Source organism: Pseudooceanicola atlanticus (assembly GCF_000768315.1).
GTDB lineage: Bacteria > Pseudomonadota > Alphaproteobacteria > Rhodobacterales > Rhodobacteraceae > Pseudooceanicola > Pseudooceanicola atlanticus.
The window spans coordinates 445322-462686 of sequence record NZ_AQQX01000003.1 but is presented as its reverse complement, the minus strand read 5'-3'; the positions used below and the strand labels follow the sequence as shown (position 1 = coordinate 462686).

General features: G+C 62.8%; 18 protein-coding genes. 8 read left to right on the top strand and 10 right to left on the bottom strand.

The features are described from left to right. The first annotated feature begins 118 nt into the window (after positions 1 to 118). Positions 119 to 1639 (top strand): flavin-containing monooxygenase, encoded by a 1521-nt coding sequence (locus ATO9_RS10085; RefSeq protein WP_081979524.1) that lies wholly within the window; start codon positions 119 to 121, stop codon positions 1637 to 1639. A 3-nt stretch (positions 1640 to 1642) separates the two neighbouring features. Here the strand turns inward: ATO9_RS10085 and ATO9_RS10080 are convergent, their stop codons facing one another. Next, entirely contained in the window at positions 1643 to 2908 is a 1266-nt protein-coding gene (locus ATO9_RS10080) for a TetR/AcrR family transcriptional regulator (protein WP_052418224.1), read from the bottom strand. A 146-nt stretch (positions 2909 to 3054) separates the two neighbouring features. Between ATO9_RS10080 and ATO9_RS10075 the strand changes: the two genes are divergently transcribed. Continuing rightward, complete coding sequence (locus ATO9_RS10075; RefSeq protein ID WP_052418223.1) at positions 3055 to 3903, top strand: SDR family NAD(P)-dependent oxidoreductase; 849 nt, start codon at positions 3055 to 3057, stop codon at positions 3901 to 3903. Between the two features lie 185 nt (positions 3904 to 4088). On the opposite strand, the gene ATO9_RS10070 is transcribed toward ATO9_RS10075, so the two are convergent. Next, positions 4089 to 4778 (bottom strand): DUF1045 domain-containing protein, encoded by a 690-nt coding sequence (locus tag ATO9_RS10070; protein WP_043748037.1) that lies wholly within the window; start codon positions 4776 to 4778, stop codon positions 4089 to 4091. 262 nt (positions 4779 to 5040) lie between these two features. Between ATO9_RS10070 and ATO9_RS10065 the strand changes: the two genes are divergently transcribed. From ATO9_RS10065 to ATO9_RS10040, 6 genes are all read left to right on the top strand, one after another. Beyond that, on the top strand, positions 5041 to 5673 hold the full coding sequence (locus ATO9_RS10065; RefSeq protein ID WP_043748034.1) for an ATP-dependent Clp protease proteolytic subunit: 633 nt from the start codon (positions 5041 to 5043) through the stop codon (positions 5671 to 5673). Between the two features lie 149 nt (positions 5674 to 5822). Then, positions 5823 to 7088: an ATP-dependent Clp protease ATP-binding subunit ClpX gene (gene clpX, locus ATO9_RS10060; protein ID WP_043748032.1), complete on the top strand. Its 1266-nt coding sequence runs from the start codon at positions 5823 to 5825 to the stop codon at positions 7086 to 7088. Positions 7089 to 7147: 59 nt separating this feature from the next. Beyond that, a complete protein-coding gene (locus ATO9_RS10055) occupies positions 7148 to 7507 on the top strand; it encodes a RidA family protein (protein WP_043748029.1) in 360 nt (119 codons plus the stop codon). A gap of 81 nt (positions 7508 to 7588) precedes the next feature. Continuing rightward, positions 7589 to 7972: an NADH:ubiquinone oxidoreductase subunit NDUFA12 gene (locus ATO9_RS10050; RefSeq protein ID WP_043748027.1), complete on the top strand. Its 384-nt coding sequence runs from the start codon at positions 7589 to 7591 to the stop codon at positions 7970 to 7972. A gap of 11 nt (positions 7973 to 7983) precedes the next feature. Then, entirely contained in the window at positions 7984 to 8436 is a 453-nt protein-coding gene (gene mlaD / locus ATO9_RS10045) for an outer membrane lipid asymmetry maintenance protein MlaD (protein ID WP_043748025.1), read from the top strand. Then, on the top strand, positions 8436 to 8798 hold the full coding sequence (locus ATO9_RS10040) for a DUF2155 domain-containing protein (RefSeq protein WP_043748022.1): 363 nt from the start codon (positions 8436 to 8438) through the stop codon (positions 8796 to 8798). Before mlaD ends, ATO9_RS10040 begins: the two co-directional genes overlap by 1 nt. Here ATO9_RS10040 and aat read toward each other — a convergent pair. The 8 genes from aat to ATO9_RS10000 form a co-directional block, all read right to left on the bottom strand. After that, positions 8762 to 9412, bottom strand: a complete 651-nt coding sequence (gene aat / locus ATO9_RS10035; protein WP_043748018.1) for a leucyl/phenylalanyl-tRNA--protein transferase — start codon at positions 9410 to 9412, stop codon at positions 8762 to 8764. The two genes, ATO9_RS10040 and aat, sit on opposite strands and share 37 nt — an antisense overlap. A 59-nt stretch (positions 9413 to 9471) precedes the next feature. Further along, entirely contained in the window at positions 9472 to 10821 is a 1350-nt protein-coding gene (gene accC / locus ATO9_RS10030) for an acetyl-CoA carboxylase biotin carboxylase subunit (RefSeq protein WP_043748016.1), read from the bottom strand. A gap of 10 nt (positions 10822 to 10831) precedes the next feature. Then, positions 10832 to 11323: an acetyl-CoA carboxylase biotin carboxyl carrier protein gene (accB, locus tag ATO9_RS10025; protein WP_043748014.1), complete on the bottom strand. Its 492-nt coding sequence runs from the start codon at positions 11321 to 11323 to the stop codon at positions 10832 to 10834. 178 nt (positions 11324 to 11501) lie between these two features. After that, positions 11502 to 12218 carry a PRC-barrel domain-containing protein gene (locus tag ATO9_RS23455; RefSeq protein ID WP_052418222.1) on the bottom strand — a complete coding sequence of 239 codons (717 nt, stop codon included), beginning with the start codon at positions 12216 to 12218 and terminating at the stop codon, positions 11502 to 11504. A gap of 207 nt (positions 12219 to 12425) precedes the next feature. Continuing rightward, on the bottom strand, positions 12426 to 14375 hold the full coding sequence (acs, locus tag ATO9_RS10015) for an acetate--CoA ligase (RefSeq protein WP_043748011.1): 1950 nt from the start codon (positions 14373 to 14375) through the stop codon (positions 12426 to 12428). A gap of 242 nt (positions 14376 to 14617) precedes the next feature. After that, positions 14618 to 15373 carry an ABC transporter ATP-binding protein gene (locus ATO9_RS10010; protein ID WP_043748009.1) on the bottom strand — a complete coding sequence of 252 codons (756 nt, stop codon included), beginning with the start codon at positions 15371 to 15373 and terminating at the stop codon, positions 14618 to 14620. Between the two features lie 12 nt (positions 15374 to 15385). Continuing rightward, positions 15386 to 16147, bottom strand: coding sequence for an ABC transporter ATP-binding protein (locus ATO9_RS10005; protein WP_043748006.1), 762 nt, complete (start codon positions 16145 to 16147; stop codon positions 15386 to 15388). Positions 16148 to 16159: 12 nt separating this feature from the next. Further along, on the bottom strand, positions 16160 to 17362 hold the full coding sequence (locus ATO9_RS10000) for a branched-chain amino acid ABC transporter permease (protein WP_043748003.1): 1203 nt from the start codon (positions 17360 to 17362) through the stop codon (positions 16160 to 16162). Positions 17363 to 17365 lie beyond the last annotated feature (3 nt).

Genomic DNA, 17365 nt, shown 5'->3' with positions numbered 1-17365 from the left:
CCGGGAAGGTGGAAGGCCGTGATGGCGCAAAAAGCAGTTTGCGGAAATAATTTTCGCACTAGCCGGGGCCGGGGTGGGCTGCTAGACAGATCGGGAGTTTGAAGAATGGGTATGTAAAATGACCAATCCGGATCACGACGTCATCATCATCGGGGCAGGGCTGTCGGGCATCGGCGTTGCCCGCTATCTGAAGGTCGAATGCCCCGACAAGGATTTCGCGATCCTCGAGACCAAGCCGCGTATGGGCGGCACCTGGGATCTGTTTCGTTACCCCGGTATCCGGTCGGACAGCGACATGCATACGATGGGCTACGCGTTCAAACCCTGGAAGAACGCCAAGGCGATCTCGGATGGCGGGTCGATCCTGAACTACGTCAAGGAAACCTCCCGCGAATACGGGATCGACGACCACATCCTTTACGAACACAAGGTGCAGCGCGCCGATTACGATACGTCGACCGCGCTCTGGACCCTGACCGTTGAAACGCCCGAGGGGACCAAGACGATGACCGCCCGGTTCATCCTGTCCTGCGCCGGGTACTATCGGCATGACGAAGGCTATCTGCCCGACTTCCCGGGCTATGACAGCTTCAAGGGGCAATTGGTCCACCCTCAATTCTGGCCCGAAGACCTGGATCATGCGGGCAAGAAGGTGGCGATCATCGGATCTGGCGCCACCGCCGTGACGCTGACGCCGACCCTGGCCGAAAAGGCCGCCCATGTCTGGCAGATCCAGCGCACGCCGACCTATGTCATCAACCGGCCCGCCAAGGACCGCATCGGCAATATCCTGAAGACGATCTTCCCCGGCAAGCTGGGCTATTGGCTGACCCGGTGGAAGATTATCTGGGCCGGCCGCCTGCGCCGCAAGAAATTCGTGAGCGACATCAAGGGGATGAAAAAGCTGCTGATCGGCGGCGTCGGCAAGGAACTGGCGCAGGACGTTCCCGATTGGCAGGACCATTTCACGCCGCCCTACTGGCCGGGACAGCAACGTATCTGCGTCGTGCCCGATGGCGACATGTTCGAAACCCTGCGCCAGAAGAAGGCCACCATGGTCACCGGCGAGATCGAGACCTTCACCGAAACCGGCCTTCGGATGCAGGACGGGACCGAGATCGAAGCCGATATCATCGTCACAGCCACAGGCCTTGTGCTGGAAACGCTGGGTGGCGCGCAATATGCCGTGGACGGGCAGGACGTCGATCCGGGCAAGCTACTGGTCTACAAGGGTTTCATGTATTCCAACATGCCCAACCTCATCTACGTGACGGGCTACACCAACGCGTCCTGGACGCTGAAGGTGGACCTCGTGGCGGAATATGCCTGCCGTCTGCTCAAGCATATGGGCGAAAAGGGATATGTGCAGGCCGTGCCCCGCGCCGGGTCCGAGGATTTCGCGACAATTTCCACCGCAATCAAGTTCACCAGCGGCTATTTCCTGCGGGTCAGGGACCGTTTGCCGAAACACGGCACGGCTTTTCCCTGGGTGCACGAACAGGAATATTTCTGGGACCGCAAGACGCTCAAGCGCGGCAAGGTCGATGATGGTTCGCTGGATTTCTCGACCGAGGGCAAGGCCGTGGTCTTCCCGCCGGAACAGCGCTGCGACGACACGGTCGAAATGGCGGCAGAGTAGCGCCTAGCGTCCGAACAATCCGAACGCCAGGGGCTGGGAATACAACCGGATCGCGGTTTCGGGATCGCTCCGGTGTTCGGCCCAGCGACGGAAATCGAAGGCCGAGTTCAACGAGGAGACCAGGCATTGCGACGCGATCAGCGGGTCGATCGGGCGGATGGAGCCTTCGGTGATGCCGTCGATCATCATCCCGGCAAAGCGCTGTGCCATGCGGTCCGACCGCCGCAGGATCGGCCCGCGCATCTCGCGGGGCAGGGCGGTCAGGGCGGTGATCCGAAGCAACGGTACGCGAGAATCGAACTGTACCTCGGTGAGCGTTGCCGTCGCGGCCGACAGCCTGTCCCACCACGTGCCAGGCAGGGCCATCGCCGCGCGCTGCACCCGGCTGACCCGACCATAGGACCGGTCGAAGCAATCCAGCACAAGGTCGTCCTTGCCGTCGAGATGGTGATAGAACGACCCCTTGGAGACATTCAGGAAGGCTGCGATCCGTTCGACCGATGCGCCGCGATAGCCGCGTTCGTTGATCGTGACGGTGGCGGCGCGCAGATAGGTCTCGCGGTTGATCTCGTCGGTGCTGTCGTCGATGTCCTGCACGTCCAGCGTGGCAGGCGCCCATTGCGCGTCATCGGTGGCGTAGCCGTAGCGATACAACTCCATCAGGCGGGCATGGACGCGGTCGTAATCCCCGACGGAATATTTCGAGATCCAGATGCGGCACCAATGCAGCGTATCCAGCAGGACATGGGTGCGCGCCCAGGCGATCTCGCGCCCCTTGTCGCCCCGCGGGACGTCAAAGAAATCAACGACCTGGCGGAACATGTTCATATATTGCACACCCAGTTCGTCGCGCAGTTCCTCGTTCAGGGCGCGCATGTCCGACAGGCGGGCGCGGGCCGGGCGGGTGCCGGTGCGCTCCTCCGCGATATTGTCCAGAACGATGCGGACAAGGCGGCTGACCCGCGCTTCGGGCGTCGCTTCGCGGGCCGAGCGTGTCACCGCGTCCAGCATGTCCTCGATCGACCGTTCCAGCGTCGCCGCGGCCAGCAATTCCTTGCGCTTGAAGTAGTAGGTGATCGAGGTGGTGTTCATCTCGACCAGCTCGGCCACACTCACGAAGGTCAGGCCGCGCAGGCCCTTTTCGTTGATGATTTGCGCCGCCGCATCGAGGATCCGGTCACGTTTGGCCCGGAACCGGTCCGAGGTTTCGGTGCCGCTGTCCTGCGGGTCGGGCGCCGATATCGGCTGGGGGGCGGAAACGCTTGCCATGTAACGAGGAATAGCAAGCACCGGCGGCGCTGTCACGCAGCTGAACCGCCGCGCTGCGGCGATTTTCGCGGTCCCCGCCGGCGTGGGCGCGAAACCGAATTCGAAATGTCAGTATGGCCGTGATGGTCGAAACGGGAGGAAATGACATGACAAACCCAGGAACCGATCTGACCGGCAAGGTCGCGATCGTCACCGGTGCCGCATCGGGGATCGGTCGCGCCACGGCGCTGATGTTCGCGGGCTCCGGCGCCACGGTATTGGCCTGCGACCGCAATGCGGATGTCGCGGCGCTGGCGGGCCCGGTGGAGGGCGGCGGGCGCATCGAGACGATGGAGATGGATGCAGGCGCTGAACCCGACGTCTTGGCCGCGATCGAAAAGGCCGTCGCGATCGGGGGCGGGCTGGATATCTTCTTTGCCAATGCCGGGATCACCGGCGGCGTCCGCACGATCGAGGAAAGCACACCCGATATCTGGGCCGAGGTGCTGCGTGTGAACCTCATCGGTCCATTCCTGGCCGTCAAACACGCCGCGCCCCTGATGACCGAACGCGGCGGCGGCGCGATCATCGCCACGGCGAGCGTTGCGGGCATGCGGGCTAATGCCGGGCCGCCGGCCTATTCGGCCTCCAAGGCCGGGGTCATCAACCTTGTGCAGACCTCGGCCTACGGGCTGGCCGGAACCGGCGTTCGGGTCAACGCGATCTGCCCCGGCCTGATCGAGACGGAGATGACCCGCCCGATCTACGACTACGCCCGCGCCACCGGGGCAAATGCCGCGCTCGGTTCGGCCACGCCGTTGCAGCGCGGCGGAGAGCCGGAGGAGATCGCTGCCGTCGCGCTGTTCCTCGCCTCGCCCATGGCGTCCTACATCACCGGGCAGGCCCTGCCGGTCTGTGGCGGTCTGAGCGCCTCGCACCCCTATCGTCCGGACCGTCCCGACCCGCAGAAAGCGGCAGAGGTCATCGCAAGATACCGGGCCGAACAGGGCGGGTGAGGAACATCATCCAGGATGCGAAAACGACAAACAAAAAGCGGCAACCCAGAGGGTCGCCGCGTTCTTGGTAATGGAAAAATCTATACTATCCTTATGGGTAGTATCTTAACACATTTCGGGCCTTTTGCGCAATTTTTTGACCTCGCGGTCCAAGATAGTTGACGTTTGGTAAATATATTAGGCGTTTACACGCCGAACGGCAGCGTTTCGATCAGCCGGAACCGGCCCAGATCGTCCTCTTCGGCGAGAATCAGCCCCCGAATCACAAAGGGCATCGGCAGCAGCGGAGCGAGCCGCTCTGACAGGACGGCTTCGGTTTGCGCGGCTTCGGACTTGGGCAGCCGTCCGGTCAGGGTGATGTGGAACCGGAATTCCTCCATCACGTAAGGGTAGCCCCATTTCAGCAACAGCGCGTCCTGCCGGTCGGTCAGCCCCTTGGCGCGGCGCCGGGCCAATTCTGCCTCTCCTGCCGGGGCGCGGAAATGGTCCAGCCCGTCGACCATCCGGGCGGCGGTGGCGGCCAGCGGCGCCGTATCGCCTTCGGGCACCAGCGCGAGGAAACCGCCCAGCCGGGCAAGCTTCAGCCCCTCCATCGCCAACACGGGAAGGGCCGCGCAGAGCGCCAGCGCCTCGTCCCGCAGGTCATCGAGCGTCCGCCCCTCTGCCAGTCGGAAGGGTGGTTTGATCGTGCCATGCAGCCCGTATTTGCGGGGCGTATCGGTGATCTCGGCCAGCGGGTGGGGCAGGCCGGGAAGGTCGGGATGCGCGACCGTGCGACCCGCATGCAGATCCCATCCCAGCCACGCCGCACCGAAATCGGCCAGCGGTCCGGGCTCGGGCGCGTAGTAGATCGCGTAGCGGCGGTCGTCGGTCATGGCATCTCTCCGTTTCTGCCGCCTATCCATCGCCAAGATGACAGGGGTGTGACAAGGCCGCGATGACCGGGCCCCAGCGGCACCCGGTCAAGGTCGGGTACGGTTTTCGGGTCGCTTGGGCAAGCCACCGCCACCACACCCCGTGTTTACCGTCGGTTTAAGATTGCCCGTGCTGCCCTTGCAGCCGGTCTGCGGCGTAACTAAGACTCTGTTAGAACCTGATCCGTTAGGGATCGGAAGGTATCAGGAGGCAGGGTTCGAGATGGACGACCTTTACGAAAACTACATGAATACCCTCGTGCCGATGGTGGTCGAACAGACCAGCCGCGGGGAACGGGCCTACGACATCTTTTCGCGCCTGCTGAAGGAACGCATCATCTTTGTCTCGGGCCCCGTGCATGACGGCATGTCCAGCCTGATCGTGGCGCAGCTGCTGCACCTCGAGGCGGAAAACCCGTCCAAGGACATTTCGATGTACATCAACAGCCCCGGTGGCGTCGTGACCTCAGGCCTGTCGATCTATGACACGATGCAGTACATCAAGCCCAAGGTCGGCACGCTGGTCATCGGCCAGGCGGCGTCGATGGGCTCGCTCCTGCTGGCAGGCGGCGAGGCCGGCATGCGCTATGCGCTGCCGAACGCAGAGGTCATGGTGCACCAGCCCTCCGGCGGGTATCGCGGCCAGGCGACGGATATCATGATCCACGCCAAGCACACCGAGCGGCTGAAAGAGCGTCTGAACAACATCTACGTCAAGCATACCGGCCAGGATTACGAAACGGTGGTCGATGCGCTGGAACGCGATAACTTCATGACGGCACAGGAAGCCAAGGATTGGGGCCTGATCGACGAGATCTTCGAGACGCGCCCGAAATCCGATGAGGACAAGGCGTAATCACGCCTGCGTCACGATCGCTTCGTGACGTATTTTTGACATTGTGGTAGGCCATCGGCTGGCCTAGGCTGTCATAAATTCAGGCCGATCCCGCATGATCGTGCGGGGCGGCCGACGGACAAGCCCCGAGGCGGGGCGAGAGGTACAAGATGGCGAACAATTCAGGCGGCGACAGCAAGAACACGCTCTACTGCAGCTTCTGCGGCAAGAGCCAGCACGAGGTGCGCAAGCTGATCGCCGGTCCGACGGTGTTCATCTGTGATGAGTGTGTCGAACTTTGCATGGACATCATCCGCGAGGAAACGAAGGCCACCGGCCTGAAATCCTCCGAAGGCGTGCCGACCCCGCAGGAAATCTGTGATGTCTTGGACGACTACGTGATCGGCCAGGCGGTGGCAAAGCGGGTTCTGTCCGTCGCGGTGCACAACCACTACAAGCGCCTCAACCACTCTGCGAAGGGTGGCGATATCGAACTGGCGAAGTCGAACATCCTGCTGATCGGCCCGACGGGCTGCGGCAAGACGCTGCTGGCCCAGACGCTGGCCCGCATCCTCGACGTGCCCTTCACCATGGCCGATGCCACCACGCTGACCGAAGCCGGTTACGTGGGCGAGGACGTGGAAAACATCATTCTCAAGCTGCTTCAATCGTCCGAGTACAACGTCGAAAAGGCGCAGCGCGGCATCGTCTATATCGACGAGGTCGACAAGATCACGCGCAAGTCGGAAAACCCCTCGATCACCCGCGACGTGTCGGGCGAGGGCGTGCAGCAGGCCCTGCTGAAGCTGATGGAAGGCACCGTCGCCTCCGTTCCGCCGCAGGGTGGGCGCAAGCATCCGCAGCAGGAGTTCCTGCAGGTGGACACGACCAATATCCTGTTCATCTGCGGCGGTGCATTTGCCGGTCTCGACCGGATCATCGCGCAGCGCGGCAAGGGTTCTGCCATGGGCTTCGGTGCCGAGGTTCGGGACAATGACGAACGCGGCATCGGCGAAATCTTCAAGGACCTCGAACCCGAAGATCTGCTCAAGTTCGGCCTGATCCCGGAATTCGTCGGCCGTCTGCCTGTTCTGGCGACGCTCGAGGACCTGGACGAAGACGCGCTGGTCACCATCCTGACCGAGCCGAAGAACGCCTTGGTCAAGCAGTACCAGCGCCTGTTCGAACTGGAAGACGCGCAGCTGACCTTTACTGACGATGCGCTGTCGGCCATCGCCAAGAAGGCCATCGAACGCAAGACCGGTGCACGTGGCCTGCGTTCCATCCTCGAAGACATCCTGCTGGACACGATGTTCGATCTGCCGGGTATGGATGACGTCAACGAGGTTGTCGTGAACGAAGAAGCCGTGACCTCGGATGCGAACCCGCTGATGATCTACGCCGACGCCAAGAAGGAAGAGGCGACGGCGGGCTGACCGCCAAAGCATATCAATCAAGGGGCAGGAGCGATCCTGCCCTTTTTCGTGAGGAACTCATGACAATTCAGCGCATTCATTCCGGCGGCGCATTCGAAGCGAAGATCGGGTATTGCCGGGCCGTGGTTGCCGGCGGTTTCGTCCATGTGGCCGGAACGGTGGGGCAGGGCGACAGCGTGACGGAACAGTGCAAGTCGGCCCTGTCGGTGATCGGCGATGCGCTGGAAAAGGCCGGTTCGTCCTTTGAAAAGGTGGTGCGTGTCACCTATTACCTTCCCGACCGGGCCGAGTTCGAACCCTGTTGGCCGATCTTGTCCGAGGCATTCGGGGACAACCCGCCCGCCGCGACGATGATCGAATGCGGCCTGATTGACCCGAAATACCGGATCGAGATCGAGGTGACGGCGCTCGCAGGCTGAATCCCGACCTGCGACACCTCTCTGCTGGACCTTGTCCCGCGAATACGCCATATCAGGGGAAAGACCTTCGGAGGCTTGAAAATGGGCATTCTCAACACCTTCCTCAGCGCCGTGACCTGGTGGAACGGCGGCACGCTGAACACCATGCTCTATACCCGGCGCAAGGGCACCAAAGTGGGCGAGGATGAGCTGGGCAATACCTTCTACCAGTCCGCAGACGGCAAGAAACGCTGGGTGATCTTCAATGGTGAGGTCGAGGCGAGCCGGATCGGCCCCGATTGGCATGGCTGGCTGCACTACACCTTCGACGAAACGCCGAAGGACCGCCCCCTCGTCCACAAGGATTGGGAAAAGCCGCACCTGCCGAACCTGACCGGCACGCCGCAGGCCTATGCACCCGCAGGGTCGATCCGTCAGCCGGTTCCGGCCGACCGTAGCGATTACGAGGCCTGGAGCCCCGAATAAGGGCCAGAACCATGTCCCAGAACACCACCGAGGTTGTCGTCGGCGGGGCTGTCCTGGCCCTGGCCATCGGTTTTGCCGTTTATGCCGGGCAGATCGCGGGGATCGGCTCCGGCTCTGGCGCGGGCTATCCGCTCAGCGCCTCGTTCCGGTCGGCCCAGGGCGTGAATGTCGGCACGGATGTACGGCTGGCGGGCGTCAAGGTCGGGTCAGTCACCGGGATCGACCTGGACGCGCAGACCTTCCGCGCCGTGACCCGTTTCACCGTCGCAGATCATGTGACCCTGCCCGATGACAGTTCGGTCGTGATCTCGTCCGAAGGGCTGCTGGGGGGGAACTTCGTGGAAATCCTGCCCGGCGGGTCGCCCTTCAACTACGAATCCGGGGACGAGGTTCTGGACACCCAGGGCGCCGTCAGCCTTGTCTCGCTCCTGATGAAATTCGTCGCCGGCGGGGAGGGCAGCTGATGCGCTGGATAGCCCTTGGCCTTGCCCTGCTGACCGCACAACCGGTCCTGGCGCAGGAGGACGCGTCCGTTGGCACCGGTGCGCGTCTGCGTGGCCTCGACAAGATCAACGGGGATACGGTCGACATCACCATCCCGTCGGGCTCTGCCGCGATGATGGGCAAGCTGTCGATCACGATGTGGGAATGCCGCTATCCCGAGGGGAACGAGGCAGGCGATGCCTATGCCTTCATGACCATCACGGAACCGGCCAAGTCCAACGACCCGGTCTTTTCCGGCTGGATGATCGCGTCAAGCCCGGCTCTGAACCCGCTCGACCACTTCCGCTACGACGTCTGGGTATTGAGCTGCACGACCTCCTGACCGCCGGTGGGCAGAGCAGGGGCGGTGAAATCCGCATCCACGATCAGCGCATCTGCCAGGCGCGCGCGATATTCGGCGCGCGACACCTCGACCGCGCCAAGCGAGGCGAGGTGAGAGGTCAGGAATTGCGTGTCGAACAGCACGAAGCCGCCATTCTTCAGATGCGCCACCAGCCAGGCCAGGGCGATCTTTGACGCGTTGGTGCGGCGCGAGAACATGCTTTCGCCGAAGAACGCCCCGCCCAGGGCCACGCCGTAGACCCCGCCGATCAGGTCGGAGCCATCCCAGACCTCGATCGAATGGGCATGGCCCATATGGTGCAGTTCGGAATAAAGCTGGGCGATCCGCCCGCTGATCCAGGTTTCGTTCCGGTCTGCGCAGCCATCCAGAACAGCCTCGAAATCCCGGTTGATCGTCACCTGGTAGTCATCGCGGCGCAGGGTGCGTGCCAGGGATCGCGAGGTGTGGAACCCGTCCAGCGGAAAAATACCCCGCCGCCGAGGTTCCACCCAGAATACTTCGGGATCGTTGCGATGCTCCGACATCGGAAACACGCCGGACATGTATGCGTGCAGCAACAAATCCGGCGTCAGCTCTGAATCCGTGTCCTTCACGTTCTATCCTGCCCCTGCTACCCGCTACAGTGTAACCTGTATTCAGGTCGGGGGCCATATCACTTGGCGAAACTGGTTTCCAACCAATGTTCCAGCCAATGGATATTGTAGGATCCTGATTGGATATCCGGCTCCTGCAGCAGGGCATCGAACAGCGGCACGGTGTTTTCCACCCCGTCGATGATCAATTCGCCCAGGGCACGGTGCAGACGGGCCAGGGCCTCGTTCCGGTCGCGGCCATGCACGATCAGCTTGCCGATCAGGCTGTCGTAATAGGGCGGGATCGTATAGCCGTCATAGAGCGCGCTATCCATCCGCACACCCAGCCCGCCGGGGGCATGGAAGGCGGTGATCCGGCCCGGACGTGGCGCGAAATCGGGCAGCTTTTCCGCGTTCAGACGCACCTCGATCGCGTGACCGTTGATCGTCAGATCGTCCTGGGTGAACGACATCGGCAGCCCTTCGGCCACTCGGATCTGTTCGCGCACAAGGTCGACGCCGAAGATCGCCTCGGTCACCGGGTGTTCCACCTGAAGGCGGGTGTTCATCTCGATGAAGTAGAACTCGCCGTTTTCATACAGGAACTCGATCGTGCCGGCGCCGGCATAATTGATCTTGGCGACCGCGTCCGCGCAGACCTTGCCGATCCGGGCGCGTTCTTCGGCGCTGATGCAGGGGCCGGGGGCCTCTTCGAACACCTTCTGGTGGCGGCGCTGCAGCGAACAATCGCGTTCGCCCAGATGGACCGCCTTGCCCTTGCCATCCCCGAAGACCTGAATCTCGATATGGCGCGGCGTGGTCAGGTATTTCTCGATATAGACCTCGTCATTGCCGAAGGCCGCCTTGGCCTCGGACCGCGCGGTCTGGAAGGCGCGTTCCATCTCGGCTTCGGAATTGGCCACCTTCATGCCACGGCCACCACCGCCGGCGGTTGCCTTGATGATGACGGGATAGCCGAATTCCTTGCCGATCGCCTTGGCCGCGGCCAGGTCGGGCACGCCGCCGTCCGATCCGGGCACACAAGGCACGCCAAGCGCCTTCATCGTGTCCTTCGCGGTGATCTTGTCGCCCATGACGCGGATATGTTCCGCCGTGGGGCCGATGAAGGTGATGCCGTGATCCTCGACGATCTGCACGAAGGCGGCATTTTCCGACAGGAAGCCATAGCCCGGGTGGATCGCCTGGGCGCCGGTCACTTCGGCGGCGGCGATGATCGATGGGATATGCAGGTAGCTTTCGGTGCCCGGCGGCGGGCCGATGCAGACGGATTCGTCGGCCATGCGCACATGCATCGCATCCGCATCGGCGGTCGAATGCACGGCCACGGACCGGATGCCCATCTCGCGCGCGGCGCGGATGACACGCAGGGCAATCTCGCCACGGTTGGCAATCAGGATTTTCTCGAACATGGGATGGCCCTTATTCGATGATCATCAGCGGCGCGCCATATTCGACGGCAGCCTTGTCCTCGACGAGGATACGCTTGACGGTCCCCGACTTGGGCGCGGGGATGTGGTTCATGGTCTTCATCGCTTCGACGATCAGCAGCGTGTCGCCTTCCTGAACGCTGTCACCCACCTTGACGAAGGCCGGGGCGGTCGGTTCCGGCTGAAGGTAGACCGTGCCGACCATCGGCGAGGTCACGGCGCCGGGATGCATCGCCGGGTCTTCGTCGGTAGTGGCCGCGGGCGCCGGGCTGGCCGCTGCGGGGGCCGGGGCTGCCGCGGGGGACGACACCTGAACCGGGGCCGGTGCGGCCGCGTATTCGATTTTCTTGGAGACCCGGACGTTCAGGCTGTCATCCTCCCCGTACTCCCGCTTGACCTCGATCTCGGTCAATCCGTTATCCTGCAGAAGTTCGGCCAGAGCCTTGATGAAGGCCACATCGGCCTCGTTCGTCTTGTTGGTCATGCATTCCTCGCCAGAGGTTTCAAGAGGCGCAAGCGCGCCGGTCGCTTCCGTAAACTGGCCCGCTTATAGGCGATGCAAGGCGGGGTGAAAAGCGGTCCCGTGCAACCTTGGCGATGCAGGAAAAAGGCCGCCCCCGAAGGGACGGCCCGAAAGCGGCGTTCAAGCCCGCCGGATGGCGTTACGAACGGCCCAGCGAAACGGTGGCTTCGCTGTCGACCTCGGTCGCCAGCTCGGCGTTGTATTCGGCCATGCTCTTCAGCTGCTCCTGGGTGTAACCCATGGCAGTGATGGTGTTTCCGTCATACATCAGCTCGGTCACGGGCAGGGCGACGTCATGTTCGCCAAGACCAAGGAAACCGCCCACGCCGATCACGGCCATGGTTTCGCCGTTGATGTCGACGATGCGGTCGATCTCGCCGATATCTTCACCGGCAGAGCTTGCGACGTTCATGCCAACCAGAGCACCGGCCTGGGTTTCAGCGCCCATCTCGCCGCCATCGGTCGACATGTCCGACTCGGCGGTCATCTCGGCTTCGGCTTCCGCATTGGCGTCCGGCGTCATGTCTTCGGCAGTGTCGGCCACGGCGTCGCCGGCCTCTTCAGCGGTGTTCTCTGCGGCCTGCGCAGTGTCTTCGGCAGCATCTTCAGCGGCCTGGGCCGTGTCTTCTGCGGTTTCTTCCACGGCGTCGGCGGCGTCGCCTGCGGTATCTGCGATCTCTTCGCCAGTGTTTTCAACTGCATCTGCAGTGTTGGACACGGCGTCCCCGGATTCCACGCCAACTTCGGCGGAACCGGACACATCGCCCGACACGGACGTGTCCTGGGCCATCACCGGGCCGGAAATCAGGGCAAGGATGGCTGCGGTCGAATAAAGGGTCGTTTTCAGCGGTTTCATCAGAACTTCTCCTTTTCGCTAGTGCGTTTGCTTCGCGAGTGCGATTGGTGAGAAAACGGCGCTGACGCGGATCAGTTCCCATCATTGTGTCGACCGACGCGACGTCGTGCACGAATCCGCCGATGGCCGACCCCCGCGGCCTCGACGCAAACGAAAAGGCCGGGACGCGAACGCCCCGGCCTGATCAATTCGAAAAGTCGAACCGGTTTACTTGTTCATCCGGTTCTCGATCAGGTCATCGACCACAGACGGATCGGCCAGGGTCGAAGTATCGCCAAGCGCGCCGTAATCGTTTTCGGCGATCTTGCGCAAGATGCGGCGCATGATCTTGCCGGACCGGGTCTTGGGCAGGCCGGGCGCCCACTGGATCAGGTCGGGCGACGCGATCGGGCCGATCTCGGTGCGGACCCAGTTGCGCAGCTCCTTCTTCAGATCGTCCGAGGGCTCTTCGCCATTCATCAGGGTGACGTAGCAATAGATGCCCTGGCCCTTCACGTCGTGCGGGTAGCCGACAACCGCGGCCTCGGCGACCTTGGAATGCGCGACGAGGGCAGATTCGACCTCTGCCGTGCCCATACGGTGGCCCGAAACGTTGATGACGTCATCGACCCGGCCAGTGATCCAGTAATAGCCGTCCTCGTCGCGGCGGCAGCCGTCCCCGGCAAAGTAATAGCCCTTGTAGTCCGAGAAGTAGGTCTTCTCGAACCGCTCGTGATCGCCGTAGACCGTGCGCATCTGGCCGGGCCAGCTGTCCTTGATGGCCAGAACGCCCTCGGTCTTGGTTTCGTGGATTTCTTCGCCGCTGGTCGGTTCCAGCACGACGGGCTGCACGCCAAAGAAGGGCTTGGTGGCGGAACCGGGCTTCGTCGGGGTCGCGCCGGGCAGGGGGGTGATCATGTGGCCGCCGGTTTCGGTCTGCCACCAGGTGTCGACGATGGGCAGTTTGCCCTTGCCGATATTGTCGTTGTACCAGTTCCAGGCCTCGGGGTTGATCGGTTCGCCAACGGTGCCAAGCACCTTCAGCGACGACAGGTCATGCCCTTCGACGAAGGAAGTGCCGGCGCCCATCAGCGCCCGGATCGCGGTCGGGGCGGTGTAGAACTGGTTCACCTTGTGCTTGTCGATCACCTGCCAGAAGCGGGACGCATCGGGATAAGTCGGCACACCCTCGAACATCAGCGTGGTCGCGCCGTTCGCCAGCGGGCCGTAGATGATATAGGTGTGGCCGGTGACCCAGCCGACATCCGCGCCGCACCAGAAGACGTCGCCGTCATGGTAATCGAAGGTCAGCTCCTGCGTGATCGACGCATAAAGCAGGTACCCGCCCGAGGAATGCACCACTCCCTTCGGTTTCCCGGTGGAGCCGGACGTGTAGAGGATGAAGAGCGGATCCTCGGCATTCATCGGCCGCACGGGGCAATCGGGCGCGACCTGTTCCATCATCGCCTTCACGTCGACGTCGCGATCCTCGATCCAGGTGGTCTGGTCGCCGGTATGCTTCACGACCAGGCAGCGCACCTTGTCCGAACAATGCAGCAGGGCCGCGTCGGTGTTCGATTTCAGCGCGGTCCGCTTGCCGCCACGGGGCGCGGTGTCGGCGGTGATGACCACCTTGGCCTGGCAATCGTTGATCCGGTTGGCCAGCGCATCGGGGCTGAAGCCCGCGAAGACGACCGAATGGATCGCGCCGATCCGGGCGCAGGCCAGCATGGCATAGGCCGCTTCGGGGATCATCGGCAGGTAGATGATGACGCGGTCGCCGCGCATCACACCCTGCGCCAGCAGCACGTTGGCCATGCGGCTGACCTTCTCGTGCAGCTCGTTATAGGTGATGTGCTGGGCGGGCGTTTCCGGATCATCGGGTTCGAAGATGATCGCGGTCTGGTCGCCACGGGTCGCCAGGTGGCGGTCGATGCAGTTATGCGCGACGTTCAGGACACCGTCCTCGAACCACTTGATCGACACTTCGCCCAGAGTGAAGTTCGTGTCCTTCACCTTGGTGAACGGTTCGATCCAGTCCAGCCGCTTGCGGGCTTCGTCGCCCCAGAACGTGTCCGGGTCGCTGACCGAGGCCTCGTACATCTTTTCGTAGGTGGCGATGTCGATATGTGCGTTCTTCACGATATCGGCGGCGGGCGGGTAGGTCTGATCGGTCATGATCGCTCCTTCAGTCTTTTTCGAGGCGGACGGGCGTTGCTCCTCGGCACCCGTCGCCGGAGATGGGACATTCAACCAGGGCAATTGCTCCGATCGGCGTCCAGTCCCACCAGGGACGCCTGCGGATTGCGCCTATGGAACCGAAGCTGTTCCTACAGCAGAAGTTCCGGGTCACACAGCAGACCAAAGTCCTAGGGACAAAGGCCTGCCATGTCTGTCCATTTGGCCCTGCCGATCCCGGATCAGATGGCCAGGTATTCGGCCCGCAGATCGGCGTTCGACAGAACCTCTTCGGCGCTACCATCGAACACGACGGAGCCAGTGTCCAGAATGACCGACCTGTCGGCCAGTTCCAGCGCCCGCACGGCGTTCTGTTCGACGAGGATCGTAGTGATGCCCTGCTCCTTGATGATGCGGAGCGTCTTTTCGATCTCGTCGACGATCACAGGGGCCAGGCCCTCGTAGGGTTCGTCCAGCAGCAGCACCTTGATGTCACGCGCCAGCGCCCGGGCGATGGCCAGCATCTGCTGTTCGCCGCCCGACAGGGTCACGCCTTCCTGCTTGCGACGCTCGCCCAGCCGCGGGAACAGGTCGTAAAGACGGTCCAGCGACCAGCCGATGGGCGGTGCAATCTGCGCAAGCTGCAGGTTTTCCTCGACCGTCAGGCCGGGGATGATGCAGCGATCCTCGGGGACGAGGCCGATCCCGGCCTGCGCCGCCTGGTGGCTGGACATGTTGTGCAGCGGCTGGTGATCGAGCCAGATCTCGCCGTGCGTCACCTGCGGATTGTCCATCCGCGCGATGGACCGCAAGGTCGAGGTCTTGCCGGCGCCGTTGCGGCCCAACAGGGCCAGGATCTCGCCTTCGTGCACGTTGAAGCTGATGTTCTGCACGATGTAGCTTTCGCCGTAATAGGCTTCCATGTTCCACACGGACAGGAAGGCCGGAGCGGTTTCGGCGTAGTTCTTGCCCTTCGAGAAGTCGGGTTTGACGTTCATGAGTTCGGCTCCTTACGCGACCTGCGCTTCGCCAAGATAGGCTTCGCGCACCTTCGGGTGACCCTTGATCTTCTCCGGCGTGTCCTCGACCAGGGGCGTGCCCTGGGCCAGTACCGTGATCCGCTCGGCGAGGGAGAACACGACATGCATGTCGTGTTCGATGATCGCGATGGTGATGTCGCGCTCTTCCTTGATCTTCTTGAGCAGGTCGATCGTGTTGTTGGTGTCGGCCCGCGCCATGCCGGCGGTCGGTTCGTCCAGCAGCAGCAGCCGCGGCTCCTGCGAAAGGCACATCGCGATCTCCATCCGGCGCTTGTCACCCCGCGACATCGACGCGGTGTGCATGTCGCGCTTTTCGGCCAGGTTCATGCTTTCCAGCATGTGCTCCGCCTTTTCGACGATGTCCTTTTCCTTCCACATCGACCCGATGGCGTGCATCTTGAAGGCACCGTCCCGCTGCGCGAAACAGGCGATCATCATGTTCTCCATCACCGTCAGGTCGCCGAAGATCTCGGGCGTCTGGAACACCCGCGAGATACCCATCTGGTTGATCTCGTAGGGTTTGCGCCCCAGCACGGACTGGCCGTCGAACATCACCGACCCGGTATCCGGGATCAGCTTGCCCACCAGGCAGTTCAGCAGGGTGGACTTGCCCGCGCCGTTCGGCCCGATGATCGCGTGGCAGCTGTTTTCCGCCACGCTCAGGTTCACGTCACCAAGCGCCTGCAGACCGCCGAACCGCTTGTTCACGTTTTTGACTTCGAGGATTCCCATCTCTCTGGTTCCTTATTCAGCAGGTTCGGTCGTGGCCGATTTCCCGGCCTTCGACGCTTTCTTGCCCCGGAAGAGGCGCCCGATGCGCTGACCGCCTTCGATCAGGCCGCCGGGCAGGAAGATCACGACCAGCATGAAGATCAGCCCGAGGGTCAGGTGCCAGCCCTTGCCCACGAAGGGGTAGACGATGGTGATCACGAAATCCTCCAGCCCGTCGGGCAGGAACCCGAACCAGCTGTGCAGGACGCTTTCGTTGATCTTCGAGAAGATGTTCTCGAAATACTTGATCAGACCCGCGCCCAGAACCGGACCGATCAGGGTGCCGGCACCGCCGAGGATGGTCATCAGGACGACCTCGCCCGATGCGGTCCACTGCATCCGCTCGGCGCCCGCCAGCGGGTCGACCGCGGACAGAAGGCCACCGGCCAGCCCGGCATACATGCCCGAGATGACGAAGGCTGCGAGGGTGTAGGGACGCGAATTCAGGCCGGTGTAGTTCATCCGCTGCTGGTTCGATTTGACCGCGCGCAGCATCAGGCCGAAGGGCGACCGGAAGATGCGGATGGCGAGGTAGAAGCAGACGAGCATGATGATGGCGCACATGTAGTAGCCCGCGTTGAACTGGAATTCCCAGCCGCCCAGCGTCATCCGGTGGGTGGCGCGCATGGACAGGCCGAACAGGTGCGGCAGGTCGGGCAGGTTGGCGCTGTGGAACCATTGCGGGTCATCGGCATAGACCTGAAGCCCGGTCTCACCGTTGGTCAGGTTGAACTTGGGGTTCGACAGGACCGAATAGGCGAGGGCAAAGGACATCTGCGCGAAGGCCAGCGTCAGGATCGAGAAGTAGATGCCCGACCGGCGCAGCGTGATCACCCCGATCAGCAGGGCGAAGAGGCCCGACACGACGATCGACAGGGCGATGCCCGGCAGCACGTTGTAGCCCAGCAGCTTGAACATCCACACGCAGGAATAGGACCCCACGCCCAGGAAGGCGGCGTGACCGAAGGACAGGTAGCCGGTCAGGCCGAAGAGGATGTTGAACCCGATGGCGAAGATGCCGAAGATCACGAACTTCTGCATCAGGTCCGGGTAGCCCGCGTTGAACTGCGCCATGGCGCTTTCCGTCGGGAACGGGTTCAGGATGAAGGGGGCAGCCATCGTCAGGATCGCGACGATCCCGAGCAGGCTGAGGTCTTTCTTGGTAAGGCCAAACATTGA

What these genes read in the sequence shown, in the direction of transcription:
- ATO9_RS10085 (WP_081979524.1), top strand. Translation starts at nt 119, where the DNA reads ATGACCAATCCGGATCACGACGTCATCATCATCGGGGCAGGGCTGTCG.
- ATO9_RS10080 (WP_052418224.1), bottom strand. Translation starts at nt 2,908, where the DNA reads ATGGCAAGCGTTTCCGCCCCCCAGCCGATATCGGCGCCCGACCCGCAG.
- ATO9_RS10075 (WP_052418223.1), top strand. Translation starts at nt 3,055, where the DNA reads ATGACAAACCCAGGAACCGATCTGACCGGCAAGGTCGCGATCGTCACC.
- ATO9_RS10070 (WP_043748037.1), bottom strand. Translation starts at nt 4,778, where the DNA reads ATGACCGACGACCGCCGCTACGCGATCTACTACGCGCCCGAGCCCGGA.
- ATO9_RS10065 (WP_043748034.1), top strand. Translation starts at nt 5,041, where the DNA reads ATGGACGACCTTTACGAAAACTACATGAATACCCTCGTGCCGATGGTG.
- clpX (WP_043748032.1), top strand. Translation starts at nt 5,823, where the DNA reads ATGGCGAACAATTCAGGCGGCGACAGCAAGAACACGCTCTACTGCAGC.
- ATO9_RS10055 (WP_043748029.1), top strand. Translation starts at nt 7,148, where the DNA reads ATGACAATTCAGCGCATTCATTCCGGCGGCGCATTCGAAGCGAAGATC.
- ATO9_RS10050 (WP_043748027.1), top strand. Translation starts at nt 7,589, where the DNA reads ATGGGCATTCTCAACACCTTCCTCAGCGCCGTGACCTGGTGGAACGGC.
- mlaD (WP_043748025.1), top strand. Translation starts at nt 7,984, where the DNA reads ATGTCCCAGAACACCACCGAGGTTGTCGTCGGCGGGGCTGTCCTGGCC.
- ATO9_RS10040 (WP_043748022.1), top strand. Translation starts at nt 8,436, where the DNA reads ATGCGCTGGATAGCCCTTGGCCTTGCCCTGCTGACCGCACAACCGGTC.
- accC (WP_043748016.1), bottom strand. Translation starts at nt 10,821, where the DNA reads ATGTTCGAGAAAATCCTGATTGCCAACCGTGGCGAGATTGCCCTGCGT.
- accB (WP_043748014.1), bottom strand. Translation starts at nt 11,323, where the DNA reads ATGACCAACAAGACGAACGAGGCCGATGTGGCCTTCATCAAGGCTCTG.
- ATO9_RS23455 (WP_052418222.1), bottom strand. Translation starts at nt 12,218, where the DNA reads ATGAAACCGCTGAAAACGACCCTTTATTCGACCGCAGCCATCCTTGCC.
- acs (WP_043748011.1), bottom strand. Translation starts at nt 14,375, where the DNA reads ATGACCGATCAGACCTACCCGCCCGCCGCCGATATCGTGAAGAACGCA.
- ATO9_RS10010 (WP_043748009.1), bottom strand. Translation starts at nt 15,373, where the DNA reads ATGAACGTCAAACCCGACTTCTCGAAGGGCAAGAACTACGCCGAAACC.
- ATO9_RS10005 (WP_043748006.1), bottom strand. Translation starts at nt 16,147, where the DNA reads ATGGGAATCCTCGAAGTCAAAAACGTGAACAAGCGGTTCGGCGGTCTG.
- ATO9_RS10000 (WP_043748003.1), bottom strand. Translation starts at nt 17,362, where the DNA reads ATGTTTGGCCTTACCAAGAAAGACCTCAGCCTGCTCGGGATCGTCGCG.